Origin of the sequence: Paenibacillus sp. 1001270B_150601_E10, from assembly GCF_015558675.1 — a bacterium.
Taxonomy (GTDB): domain Bacteria; phylum Bacillota; class Bacilli; order Paenibacillales; family Paenibacillaceae; genus Paenibacillus_B.
Genome location: NZ_JADMOL010000004.1, coordinates 54,678 through 66,719 on the forward strand (window position 1 = coordinate 54,678; position 12,042 = coordinate 66,719).

Annotated in this window: 13 protein-coding genes and 1 pseudogene; all 14 read left to right on the forward strand. The window is 40.3% G+C overall.

Annotated features, from left to right (window positions below):
• The first annotated feature begins 10 nt into the window (after positions 1 to 10).
• The 14 genes and pseudogenes from I2H74_RS11570 to I2H74_RS11630 all read left to right on the forward strand — a co-directional run bounded on the left by I2H74_RS11570 (position 11) and on the right by I2H74_RS11630 (position 12,030).
• The gene (locus I2H74_RS11570; protein ID WP_195574135.1) at positions 11 to 1,279 is read left to right on the forward strand and encodes a hypothetical protein; all 1,269 of its coding nucleotides are present in this window, start codon (positions 11 to 13) and stop codon (positions 1,277 to 1,279) included.
• Positions 1,280 to 1,305: 26 nt separating this feature from the next.
• Positions 1,306 to 1,692, forward strand: coding sequence for an acyl carrier protein (locus I2H74_RS11575; RefSeq protein WP_195574136.1), 387 nt, complete (start codon positions 1,306 to 1,308; stop codon positions 1,690 to 1,692).
• Between the two features lie 51 nt (positions 1,693 to 1,743).
• Positions 1,744 to 3,036 (forward strand): twitch domain-containing radical SAM protein, encoded by a 1,293-nt coding sequence (locus I2H74_RS11580; protein WP_195574137.1) that lies wholly within the window; start codon positions 1,744 to 1,746, stop codon positions 3,034 to 3,036.
• Entirely contained in the window at positions 3,036 to 3,788 is a 753-nt protein-coding gene (locus tag I2H74_RS11585) for an SDR family NAD(P)-dependent oxidoreductase (protein ID WP_195574138.1), read from the forward strand. The genes I2H74_RS11580 and I2H74_RS11585 overlap by 1 nt, the downstream gene beginning before the upstream one ends.
• Positions 3,789 to 3,830: 42 nt before the next feature.
• Positions 3,831 to 5,105 carry a beta-ketoacyl-[acyl-carrier-protein] synthase family protein gene (locus tag I2H74_RS11590; protein WP_195574139.1) on the forward strand — a complete coding sequence of 425 codons (1,275 nt, stop codon included), beginning with the start codon at positions 3,831 to 3,833 and terminating at the stop codon, positions 5,103 to 5,105.
• Positions 5,095 to 6,321, forward strand: a complete 1,227-nt coding sequence (locus I2H74_RS11595; RefSeq protein WP_195574140.1) for a beta-ketoacyl-[acyl-carrier-protein] synthase family protein — start codon at positions 5,095 to 5,097, stop codon at positions 6,319 to 6,321. The genes I2H74_RS11590 and I2H74_RS11595 overlap by 11 nt, the downstream gene beginning before the upstream one ends.
• 28 nt (positions 6,322 to 6,349) lie before the next feature.
• Complete coding sequence (locus I2H74_RS11600) at positions 6,350 to 7,849, forward strand: class I adenylate-forming enzyme family protein (protein ID WP_324254056.1); 1,500 nt, start codon at positions 6,350 to 6,352, stop codon at positions 7,847 to 7,849.
• A gap of 12 nt (positions 7,850 to 7,861) precedes the next feature.
• Positions 7,862 to 8,314, forward strand: a complete 453-nt coding sequence (locus I2H74_RS11605) for a hotdog fold domain-containing protein (RefSeq protein ID WP_195574142.1) — start codon at positions 7,862 to 7,864, stop codon at positions 8,312 to 8,314.
• 19 nt (positions 8,315 to 8,333) lie between these two features.
• On the forward strand, positions 8,334 to 9,530 hold the full coding sequence (locus tag I2H74_RS11610; protein ID WP_229106593.1) for a glycosyltransferase: 1,197 nt from the start codon (positions 8,334 to 8,336) through the stop codon (positions 9,528 to 9,530).
• Entirely contained in the window at positions 9,517 to 9,930 is a 414-nt protein-coding gene (locus tag I2H74_RS11615) for an acyl-CoA thioesterase (protein ID WP_195574144.1), read from the forward strand. The genes I2H74_RS11610 and I2H74_RS11615 overlap by 14 nt, the downstream gene beginning before the upstream one ends.
• A complete protein-coding gene (locus tag I2H74_RS11620; RefSeq protein WP_195574145.1) occupies positions 9,927 to 10,385 on the forward strand; it encodes a 3-hydroxyacyl-ACP dehydratase FabZ family protein in 459 nt (152 codons plus the stop codon). Before I2H74_RS11615 ends, I2H74_RS11620 begins: the two co-directional genes overlap by 4 nt.
• Before the next feature lie 8 nt (positions 10,386 to 10,393).
• A pseudogene (locus I2H74_RS25285) lies at positions 10,394 to 10,687 on the forward strand (4'-phosphopantetheinyl transferase family protein); the annotation flags it as partial.
• Positions 10,688 to 11,104, forward strand: a complete 417-nt coding sequence (locus tag I2H74_RS24605; RefSeq protein ID WP_324254057.1) for a 4'-phosphopantetheinyl transferase superfamily protein — start codon at positions 10,688 to 10,690, stop codon at positions 11,102 to 11,104. It begins immediately after the preceding pseudogene.
• Positions 11,105 to 11,106: 2 nt separating this feature from the next.
• On the forward strand, positions 11,107 to 12,030 hold the full coding sequence (locus I2H74_RS11630) for a serine hydrolase domain-containing protein (RefSeq protein ID WP_195574147.1): 924 nt from the start codon (positions 11,107 to 11,109) through the stop codon (positions 12,028 to 12,030).
• The last annotated feature ends 12 nt before the right edge of the window (positions 12,031 to 12,042 follow it).

Below are 12,042 nucleotides of genomic sequence, written 5' to 3' on the forward strand. Positions count from 1 at the left end.
AGGTATGCTGATGGTACCATTAGCCGGACTTAGGGGGCTGCTTCAAGAGGTATCTCAAAAGGTTCCCTTCTATCAAGAGACGGTTTCGCGTCACATTCATGATTTACAGTGCAACGATGAATTCCTTCTTAATATCTTTCATGAAATACCTATCATTAGAAAGCAAGACATGAAATCTAACATGGAACAGTTTATAGATGCAGATATCGCTTCACAAGGCTTAGACGCAATCTTGAATATGGATAAAGACTTTAAAAAAGAGTATATCTTTACTCTTCCTCATACCCAAATTGCAGTAGAATATACAAGCGGTTCAAGCGGAGTCCCGTTTGCATCATTTAAGACATTAAATGAGCGAATGTCATTAGGAAGAAGCCTCTGGAAGCTGCGAAATTCCATATACACAGCAAGGCCAGATCACTTTTTTTATTTCATTCATACTTTTCGTGACACATTATATCCTTTTCCATTTGAGGAGCCTAAGGTGGAGAAGGATAAGATCGTTACGGAACTTGATTACTTAGATCAAAGCACAAGCAGTTGGTGGCATGTTAATGGTTATATTCTGGATTATTACGACAGTTATTTAAATAGCAACGAGCATGCATATCGATTCAATCATTTAAAAGTGATTGAGAATAATGGTTCTTTTATTTCAACAGAAGATAAAGCGAGATATAGTCGTACTTTTTCGAGTGTGGTCGTGAACAATTATGGCTGCCGCGAGGTCTGGGCGATTGCCTATGACTGTCAGGAAGGGCATCTTCATATTAATGACGATTCCATATACTTTGAACTGGTTGATGAACAAGATCAGCTCATCCACGAGGCTAATCAGATTGGGTACGTTGTGGTCACTTCATTGAAGCAAAAGAGTATGCCGTTTATTCGCTATAAAACTGGAGATTTTGCATACTATCTTGAGGGTGAATGCACCTGTAATAAGAAGAGCAGAAGGATCTTTGTTTGTCCTGGCAGACAGATGATTGCAGGGACTCAAATCTACGGTAACAAGGTGTTCAAGGATATTATCAGCTACGTAAGCCTTCAGTTTAGACTTACCAATTATCATTCCATTAGTGTTCTCCAAGAAGACTATGATCACTTCGCTGTGAATGTTAAAGGGATGAAAGAGGATAAGTCGCGGTTTGAATCTTGTTTTAAAGAAGCGGCCTGGTTTGTGACGCGTAATGAGAATTACCAATTCTCATTTACGTATATAGATTCACTAGAACCTAAAAGCATCTTTGCTGTAAAAATGAAAAACGCAACACACTAAAGATCATTAAAAAGGGAGCGATTGCGATGTTAACAATGGAAAACACAGAAGAGAAAGTGAAAGCGGTATTATCAGAAAGCCTAGATATCGAAGTGGATGAAATTGAAATGAACCATCTGCTCTTCTTGAATTTTAATATTGAATCCACAGAAATTTTGGAGATTACGTTCAGACTAGAACAAGAGTTTAACTTTGTAATGGGAGACGATGAATTCTGGAATATCGCAAGCAAGATTGCAAACGAAGGGTTGTATAATGGAACGTTCTCTGATGAGGCTATCCGCCTGATTCAAATGAACTTTAATATTTCTGAAGAAGTGATTCAAGGACTAGATAGCCCTTTCAGCCTTTACAATCATATCACGGTCCAGGATCTCGTGAACTATGCGATGAGCAAAGCGAATAGCCAATAGGACTAAGTGAGCATTAGCACCTGTCAAGCGCTGAAGGGAGTGCGATAAAATATGAGGGATAAAGAAAAGGTCGAGCGGTTAGTGGCTGAAGGGAAGCATTTCTGTATGGTTCCGTGGGTACATCTACATACGACGGCACTAGGAAACATGTCACCATGCATGAGTCTTGTCGAAGGATCGGAAGCTTCTGGTTATGGAAATCTAAACGAGAACTCCTTTCATGAACTATGGCAGGGTGAAAGAATCAGAAAGCTGCGCTTAAGAATGCTTGAAGACAAGGCTAGTTTTAACTGTAAAAAATGCTATGAACGAGAATCGGTAGGATATTGGAGTCAACGAACGGATGCCAATAAGAAGTATGGGCATTATCTCGATTGGGTCGTTAGTACAGATGAAAAAGGCTACGCTCCAGATGCAAAACCGATATATTGGGATATCCGCTTCTCGAATCTATGTAATTTAAAATGTCGGATGTGCAGCTATAGCGCAAGTTCAGCGTGGTATGAAGATGCGATTGAACTAGGTCAGATTGACCCGAAAGAAGTAACGAAAAAAGTAAGCGGTGTCGAGAATACAGCACCATTGCTCGATGAATTAGAGCAGTATATGCCTCACCTTGAAAAGGTGCATTTTGCCGGTGGAGAGCCTTTGCTGCTTAATGAGAATACACACATCTTAGAAAGATTGAAACATTATGAGAAATTCGATACGGATATCAAGTACAATACCAATCTTACAACGCTGAAGCATAAAGGAAAGAACATTACAGAGCTATGGGAGCCATTCAACAACATTAAGCTGAATGTCAGCATAGATGGCGTCGAGAAAAGATGTGAATATGTCCGGAAAAACCTAAAATGGAATACGTTCGTTCAGAACATTGCAGAGGTCAAATCCAAAACGAATGTAAAAGTCATTATTAATATAACCGTTAGTATTTTTAATATATTGCAGCTGAGAGAGATTCATCATTATATGCTTGAGCATAACTATATCGAGATCGATCATATTTGCCTTAATTTGCTGCACAGCCCTGAAGAGTACAGTATAAAAATCCTCCCTATTGAGGTAAAGGAAGTCGTCACATCTCAATTGCAAGAGCATGTCTCGTGGTTGAAAGAGCAAGAGCCGTACAAAAGCAATTCTAGCGTGGAGAATACGGAGTCTTTAGAACAATGGGAGGCTATCATATCGTACATGAATTCTGGTGATTGGAGTTCTCTAATTCCAAAATTCATTGAGAGCACGGCTAAGCTTGACTTGCTGCGTGACGAAAAATTGCTGGATGTATTCCCTGAACTAAATGTTCTTTATATGCATAAAGAAGCTGGAGTGAGTGTTTAATGTATACAGATTTGCAAGGGAAAGTTGTCGTTGTAACTGGTGGAAGCAAAGGGATCGGCCGAGGATTGGTCGAGGCCTTCGCAAAGGCTGGCAGCAAAGTGTATTTTACGTATCTGTCGAGCGAAGCACAGGCGAAGCAAATCGAAGATCAACTGTTGAGCGAGGGCTGGTTTGCGAGAGCGGCTCAAGTAGACGGAAGTTCTCTAGAGCACGTTAGAGCTTATATAAATGAAATTATTGCTGCTGAAGAGAGCATTGATGTTCTTATTAATAATGCAGGCTTTATTCCGCGCGGTTTGTTTTTAACGACTACGGATAGCATTATGGACAAGACCATGGATACTAACTTTAAGGGTGTTTACAATTACTGCAGTGTAGCATTGAAGTACATGGTTCTAAAAAAACAAGGTGTCATCTTAAATATGACCACTTTGTCAAGCTACCTGCCTGCTAAAGGACAATCTGCATATAGTGCCTCTAAGGCGGCAATTGAATCGTTAAGCAAAGTGTTGGCAATAGAGTACGGAAAATACAATATCCGAGTGAATACGGTTGCCCCTGGTCTTATTGAAACAGAGATTGTAAAGAGCATCTCCGATCAAGTAAAATCTGATATTTTAAGCAAAACACCATTGAATCGATTGGGGAATGTAGAAGATGTATCCAATGCGGCTCTTTTTTTGGCGAGTGATCAGGCTAAGTACATTACAGGGGTTCAGTTGTTAATTACAGGGGGAAAGCATCTTTGCTAAAGTAATTTATGGGCTCAATGAAGCAGAGTGATTGGAGGCTTTATGAAAAGAAAAGCTGTGATTACAGGCATGGGCTGCATCAATTCCTTAGGTGAGCATCCTGATGAGATCTGGGATGCTCTCCATCATAAAAAGATTGGCATTACCCGAATGGATGCTTACGAACAGGAGCCCTATTCTTGTTCCTTTGGTGGAGTTGTGCAGCAGTTCTCCGCTAAAATGCTGGATATATCGGGAAAGAATATGATGAATCGCGCTAATCAGCTTGAATTGTATGCAGTGATTCAAGCGTGTACCCAATACGGAGCGTTAGACGTGGAGGAGCAGATAGATTGCGCGGTTTACCTAGGAAACCAGCTGATTCATATCGACTATGAGACGATGACTATTCTTGTTAATCATTGTTTGGAGGACGGCTGTCTGGATTTCACACGTCTTGGCGAGCATATTCGAAAAATACCGCCGCTAAGTGGAGTGAAACTGCTGCCCACCGTTCCTTCGCACTTTATTGCAAAGACCTATCATGCCCATGGGGAAGGAAATCTTCTATATAACGGAGAAATTTCGGGCTTGCTTAATGTTATTCAAGCAGCCCAAGACATAGAAATGGGAACGGCCGATCGGATCATCGTAGCTTCTGTATTTAGTCCGTTTCAACCGCACGAGTATTTATGGCTGTGTGATGAACAGATGGTGCGTACTACAACTATAGATGATGATTCGAGTCAACTCATGTTTCCCTTTGATGAACGCCATCAAGGAATCATTTACGGGGAAGGTGCGGCAGCACTCATTATCGAAAGTGAGGAAACAGCAAGAGCCAAGAATAGAACCATTCTTGGCTACGTAGAAGGTGGATCGATCAATATGTTCCCCGGTGAAACCTTCTACTCCTTGACTGCTGAAGGCTTCAAGAAAAATCTGTATCATACACTTGAAAAGTCGGAGCAGTCTATAAAAGATATAGATCTCATCTATGCTCACGGATGTTCGAGCCGCGAGTGGGACAATGCCGAGCTTGAAGCGATTTATTCGATCTGGGAACATTCCGATATTCAGATCAGATCGAGTAAAGGAAATATAGGTTACACAGGATGTGCTTCTGGGATTATGGATTGCGTACTGGCCATTCAATCCATGAGGCATAACGCTGTGTTTGATACGATCAATTATCAACGGTCAGAGCTTGATCAAGATGTATCAGCATACTTTAACGGCGAGCTGTCAACTGTAGAAAGATGTCTCATCAATAACGCAGGTCTAGGAGGTAGTTACTGCTCCGTTGTACTGGCAAAGGGGGATTCGTATGGGAAGTAAAGTGGTGATTACCAAGGTAAGCGCACTGACACCACTCGGAAATAACATACAAACCATAGCAAATCACCTGAAAAATGGTTATTCGGGCATCAAATATATTACGAGATTTGATACAGGGAGCTTTGGGGTTAGACATGCAGGTGAAGTTGATCTTTCTGAGTTAGCAAATTTCTCATATCCCGAAGAAGCTAACTTGCAATTTAAAATGTTTTACTATTCACTAACTCAACTGTATCAAGAACTGAAGCACTCGTATGCAAGTGAGCGTATCGGTTGTTTTATTGGTACCGATCCCAATATCGCTACGACAGCCAATCTAGGGTCGATGTTTGAACGGTATTTGACAAAAGAGCAAGGCAGATCGCTCATAACAGATCGAGTTAAAGTAATTAATCCATCCCTGCTTTTGTATTATGCAAGCAAGGATTTCCATATTCATGGCCCAGCTTATTGTAATTTAGGAACTTGCTCCGCATCGACTCAGGCTATTGGTGCGGCGTATAAGTTGATAAAACATGGTGAATTGGATATGGCTATCGTTGGTGGAGTATCTTCAAAGATTGATCCCGTTTCGATGTCGAGATTAAGCCGGTTAGATGCTCTAGAGGAAACAAAGGAAGATATTCGAGATAATTGTAGGCCTTTTGATAAGGAACGCAGAGGCTTCACCATGTCAGAAGGCTGCGTTCTCTTTGTAATAGAAAGCGAAGAAGCTGCAAAGAAGCGAAACGCAACTATTCTATGTGAAATCAGTGGCTATGGAGCGGCATTAGATGGATATTCCATAACGGACCCTCATGAAGAGGCGACAGGAATGATGTTATCTATGAAAAGAGCGATCCAAGATGCTGGGCTTCATATGAATGATATCGATTATATCAATGCTCATGGAACTGGAACGATAAAGAACGACAAGTATGAAACGATGGCCATCAAGCAGTTGTTCGGTGAACAGGCCTATAAGCTCGATATTAGTTCTACGAAGTCTATGCATGGACATTTAATGACGACTGCGGGGGCAATGGAGGTGTTAGTCTGTATGCTTGCCATTCAGCATGAATTTGTACCACCGACGATCCATTATGCCAATCCAGACGAGCATTGTGATCTAAACTACACACCACGAGAACACAAAAATAAAAGAATTAATCATGCGCTAACCAATTCATTTGGTTTGGGTGGACAGAACGCATCGTTGATTGTCTCCAAATACTGAGTGCATTCAATAACGGTTTGTAGATGGAGTGGGTTGCTTGAATTATACCGATTTGTTATTTAATCATAGCTCCAACGATGCAGCCATACAGCAAGACAGTCAAGTGCTATCGTATGAGGAGCTTAATGTAAGAATTTTCAACATGGTACAATATTTGCGCTCGGTTGGTATCCATAAGAATGATCATGTTGCTATTAAGATAAACGATCGGCTGCAATATATCGTGATCTTCCTAGCTCTATGGAAGATGGATGCGACCATTATCCCTATTGATTCACAGGTAAATGCTCAGAACTTAAGCGACATGCTCCATGATGCGGATTGTATATTTTTTATTACGGAATCACATGATCGAATCTCAAAAAAATACATTGAAACCTGTTTGAAGTCTGAAGAAGCAAGAGTCGTCGAGCTGAATCATGCAGAACTTCTGCTTGTTACTTTGGCTGACAGTAAGCCTGATAATCATTGTTCTTGGATTGAACACATGGGACTGCCAAAGGATCAGGGTTATATGATGCTTTATACATCAGGAACAAGTGGGAAAGTTAAGGGGGTACTGCTTAGAAAAGCATCGCTTATAAATAATATTAAAAAAGTGATTGCATATACGGAGTTGACCAAAGAAGATTCCATATTGCTTACACTTCCACTTTCTTATTCATTGGCTATCTCTCAAATGCTGGCTCATCTTATTGTAGGTGGAAAAGTTGTACTTACGGATCAAGCAAAGTCTAGCTTAGAGATTCTTCAGCAAATCAAATTACATCAAGTCACGAACTATGCTTCTACCCCATACTTCTATGAAAACATAACCAAGACCATTCAGTATGTTAATGAAGACTTCCTTCATAATCACGTGAGATTCTTTATGAACGCAGGCGGATATGTATCAAAATACACGATAGAGGAATATATGAAACTCTTTCCCCAAGCAGCGTTCTATAATAATTATGGACAAACCGAGGCCTCTTCCCGACTTTGCTATAACAAAATTACAGGACCAGATTGCGGTGCCGATCATGTAGGGATTCCCTTGCAGGGTGTAGATATATGTATATTCGACGATAATGGCAATCCCTTGGAGAAAAATAGCATCGGCGAAATAGGGTTTATTTCAGAGGACATGATGGTCGGTTATTACAAGCAATCTGTGCTTAATCGAGAGGAATATTTTTTAACTGGGGACCTTGGTTATATAAATCCTGAAGATAAACTTGTTATTGTTGGTCGGAAAGACTCCATGATCAAGATAAATGGAAGGAAAGTATATAAAAATGATATAGAGGATCAACTCCAAGCGTTAAGCTTTGTTCAAGCAGCAAAGTTTAAAAAGGAAGTTCATCCTAGCTTAGGCGAGTATTTCGTGGTCTATGTTATTTTGAAGGCAGGAGTGGAGGAAGAGAAGGCGATAAGTGATATCTATACATTTTGTAAGAAGCGCTTTAATAAATATATAATTCCGAAGAAGATTATTCATTGTAATGAGTTTGCGTTGACATCGAATCATAAAGTGAAAATTCAATAGAGGGATAACCAAATGAATTATATGAAAATGATTCACTTTGTTCACACATCGTCCACAGAGGTAACTTCGAAATTCATCTATAAAGAAAGCGAAGAGTTCAGTGAAGTGGACAAACCTTTTATTGTGCCTAGCTATTTAATATTAGAAGCAATGTTTCAAACAGCCGGAAAAGTAGCAAGAGAGTACTCCAACCATCAAAGCGGGGGAAGTATTGTGAGCTTTGGGAACTGGCACTTTAAGCGCCCCGTCTTCAGCAATGAGACGATGTCGATTCGAGCACAGTTTCTTTCTTTTCATCCGACAAAGCGTTGTTTCTTTATTAAAGTGAGTATGGACAGTGATTCTGAAAATATTATTTCTTCAGGAGAGGTCATTATTATGCAGGATCAAAGCATCGAGAATCAATATCTTAACAATACGGATCTTGAGATTAAGAGCCAAATCCTAAGCAAAATGGGCTTATAGAATGTGGGGATGAGGATAGATGCTTCTGCTGAACATCATATGTGCTTTGATATTCTTAGTGCCGTTAATGCTGGCAGCTGTGTTTCGATACCGCAGAAAACAAGTGCTGAGCAAGACCGTCAAACAAGCCTATACGCCCAATGTAACAGTGATTGTTCCTTTTAAGGGTGAAGATTATAACTTTGAAAATACAATAAAAAGTCTGATTCATCAAGATTATCTTGGAAAGTACGAAGTGATCTTTGTCAGCTCAGATCAAAGCGGTAGATCAATCGATCTATTACAAGCCGTGAGCAAGTCCTCGCAGCGCATCTCTTATGTTCGAGCTGAGAGTGCAAACAAAGAGAGAGGCGACAAGATAAATAATATGTTGACGGGAATTCACCACTCGAGTTCAGATACTGAAGTGTTCTTGTTTATGGATTCGGACATGGTTGCTCATAAGAAATGGATTACAAATATGGTATTGCCTCTTCAAATAGAGGATTGCGGCTTATCATCAGGGACAGCGTGGGTTGTAGCAAGAACGAAAAGTACTTGGGAGCTTGCAACAAGATTTTGGGATTTCCTAGCAGCGACGCAAGTGGCCTTCCCATTTACGAGCTTTGCAAGAGGGCTGTCAATGGGGATTCGAAAGGATACTTTTATTCGCTTGAACATCGAAAAAGTCTGGAATACAGCCTTCCATGATAATTTCACCTTATCCAAGGCTGTTCGCAAATATGGGTTGAAGATATATTATGCACCGTACTGTGTCATTGAAGAACATTTTGAACTCACTTCTTTCGAGTGGATTAGTTGGGTTAAAAGACAGTCGGTACACACCAAATCTCACTATAAAAAATTATGGGCATTTGGTTTCTTTTTGGTTACGCTGCCTAGGTTGTTAGGTGCAATCTTATTTTTGACCGTAGCTTGCCTAAGTATTTTTCAAAGTGAGCTCCTTACGGAGTACATTTCTTTTACATTGTGGCCTTTGTTTCATTTCGTCAATGCACTAGCAATCGTATACGCTGTGTATCCAGACACAACTTATATTGAAATGAGCAGAGGGACTCACCTAGAGAAGATGAAGCTTGTGTTAGCCTCCTATTATTCGATTCTTCTCTCGCTAGGTTCTGTGTGGGCTGTCTTCTCCAGCAAAATCGAATGGCGGAAAATCAAATATAAGAACAATGTCGCTGTAGGAGGTGACCATCGCAATGAAAACTCCTGACCTCATGCATACGATTAGGCATCGCGTGTATTTCTGTGATACGGATGCTGGATCTGTTGTCTATTTTGGAAATATGGGCAAGTACATTGAGATGGGGTTTACCGAATGGTTCAGGCATTATGCGGAATCATTGCAAGCTATGAATAAGCGCCATCGCATTTTCTTTGTCGTAAAGGAATCACATCAACACTTCCGTAAATCGCTGCACTACGATGAGGAAATCCAGATTACAACGGCATTAAAAAATATGAAGTTTTATACGATGACATTTACTACGACGGTTACCGTGAATGAAGAAGTGCGTTTTATCGGAGAAACGACATTGACACCTATAGATCCAGTGTCGAGCTTGCCGGTAAAGCTTCCACAAGAAATAATGCAATTAAAGGTGATAAGATGAGAAGTTTATTGGTGGATCGTGTATTGGAGATGAATACAACCTCCATTTTAGGTAGAAAGTATCTTTCCATTAATGAAGATATTTACGAATATCATTTTCCAAAAAATCCAGTCATGCCTGCTGCCTATATGGTTGAGGGAGCGGTGCAACTTGGGAGAATACTGGTTTGGAAGCAATCGCAATTTCAACATACAATAATCCCTTTAATCTTCAAAAAGTTCAAATTCCATAAGATGTTGCGACCAGGTACAACACTTGATACTTCCTTAACATTCATGGATGTCTCAGGTGAATATCAATTGTTGGATGAGATTAAGGTGAAGGTTGTAGGCACATCAAATGAAGAAGTTGTTTTTGAGGGCAGCTTTGTTTGTAAAATTGTTGATTTTGAAGACATCCACCATTTAGAATCATCGGAAAATTATGTACAATATTTATTTGAGGAGCAGCATTAATTATACTTATGCAGCCTTCTATTGATGTTTATTGTGTTCCTTTATGCAGAAATCTAACAGACAAAGAATTTGAGCTGCTTCTATCCTTAGTTAAAGAATTAGAACGCCATGAAGCGCTGCTTCCGAGATTTCGAAAAGCCTCGGAGCGTTCTCTAGTTGGATCGCTATTAGTCAGAATGGTACTCGCTAATCGCTTTCGTTTGAACCAATCCGCGATTTCATTTCATAAAAACATGTATGGCAAACCCTTCCTAATGGAACCTAGCCATATTTTTTTTAATGTCTCTCACTCGGGGGATTGGGTGACTTGCGCCTTTGGCCCCTTTCCGATCGGGATGGATATTGAGAAGATTCAAACCTGCAAACCAGAGATTGCGGAACGCTTTTTTACGAAGGCAGAACGAGAGGCTTTGCTGCAGAAGAAGGGGAAGGAACGCGACTTGTTCTTCTTTGGACTGTGGACGATTAAAGAAGCCTATGTAAAAGCAATAGGAAAAGGACTTTCCATACCCTTAAACTCCTTTTCGATTCAATTCTGCGGTGAAAAAATGTACATACACGATCAAAGCGGTTCAATGACCTATTCGTGCATACAAGTTTTTATTGCAGAGGGATACCATTCCGCAGTATGTTTTCCAGCTCAACCATGGAATGTTATAGCAAATGTCCATTATGTAAGCATGGAAGATATTATATCTTGTTGTCTTGAAGGAATATAACGATGAATAAGACGCTATATTTAATTTTGCATGCCTTGTTTAATCAACCTGAACCACTGGATCTGCAAGAAAGTCGATTGAGAAGATACCTTAGCAAAAATCAAAATGTTAAACGTGTGCTTATTTCACGTAATCAATCCATCATTTTTGACTATTCGGCGGATCATCATGTCGACGAATTATACGATTTGAAATCCATGACAAAGAGCATACTCTCGCTTTTAATCGGCATTGCCATTGATAAAGGTTTTATTCCATGCTTAGATCAGAAGATGATGGATTACTTTTCTGGACATAGGCATCGGATTAAGGATCAACGCATTCATCGTATCACGTTAAGGCATTTGCTAACGATGTCGTCCGGCTTCCCTTATGCGTTTAGTCTAACCAGCTACAATCACTTCAAAACGCAACCGGATCTCATCCTATCTAATCTATCATCTACACTTCAATTTTCACCTGGAGAACAATTCAATTACAACGAGATTGACCCTCATTTTTTATCGATCATTCTTACAACAGCATCAGGACGAAGTGCGCTTGAGTTTGCGCATGAGTATTTGTTCAGGCCTCTTGGGATTGAACAGGCGCAATGGAATGCAGATGCGAACGGCTATAATTACGGCGGAGTAGACTTAAAACTGCGTGCGGATGATTTAAATCGAATAGGGGAGATATGCCTGAATCGTGGACTATTCCAGCAGTCTCCGATTATATCGGAACAATGGCTCGTTGAATGGGCTCAGGTGCATATTCAAGGAAAGGAACCCCTAAATGAAAAATACAGTTTGTTATGGTGGATAAGCTCGGTGATGGACCATCCTGCAATCTTTGCATTCGGTGCAGGGGACCAATTTTTATATCTAATCCCAGACTTAAAAGTAGTGATTAGTATATTTACTAACTACACAGAACCGGATAATTAAGGGGATGAAGTA

What these genes read in the sequence shown, in the direction of transcription:
- I2H74_RS11575 (WP_195574136.1), top strand. Translation starts at nt 1,306, where the DNA reads ATGTTAACAATGGAAAACACAGAAGAGAAAGTGAAAGCGGTATTATCA.
- I2H74_RS11570 (WP_195574135.1), top strand. Translation starts at nt 11, where the DNA reads ATGGTACCATTAGCCGGACTTAGGGGGCTGCTTCAAGAGGTATCTCAA.
- I2H74_RS11595 (WP_195574140.1), top strand. Translation starts at nt 5,095, where the DNA reads ATGGGAAGTAAAGTGGTGATTACCAAGGTAAGCGCACTGACACCACTC.
- I2H74_RS11585 (WP_195574138.1), top strand. Translation starts at nt 3,036, where the DNA reads ATGTATACAGATTTGCAAGGGAAAGTTGTCGTTGTAACTGGTGGAAGC.
- I2H74_RS11615 (WP_195574144.1), top strand. Translation starts at nt 9,517, where the DNA reads ATGAAAACTCCTGACCTCATGCATACGATTAGGCATCGCGTGTATTTC.
- I2H74_RS11610 (WP_229106593.1), top strand. Translation starts at nt 8,334, where the DNA reads ATGCTTCTGCTGAACATCATATGTGCTTTGATATTCTTAGTGCCGTTA.
- I2H74_RS11630 (WP_195574147.1), top strand. Translation starts at nt 11,107, where the DNA reads ATGAATAAGACGCTATATTTAATTTTGCATGCCTTGTTTAATCAACCT.
- I2H74_RS11605 (WP_195574142.1), top strand. Translation starts at nt 7,862, where the DNA reads ATGAATTATATGAAAATGATTCACTTTGTTCACACATCGTCCACAGAG.
- I2H74_RS11590 (WP_195574139.1), top strand. Translation starts at nt 3,831, where the DNA reads ATGAAAAGAAAAGCTGTGATTACAGGCATGGGCTGCATCAATTCCTTA.
- I2H74_RS11620 (WP_195574145.1), top strand. Translation starts at nt 9,927, where the DNA reads ATGAGAAGTTTATTGGTGGATCGTGTATTGGAGATGAATACAACCTCC.
- I2H74_RS11580 (WP_195574137.1), top strand. Translation starts at nt 1,744, where the DNA reads ATGAGGGATAAAGAAAAGGTCGAGCGGTTAGTGGCTGAAGGGAAGCAT.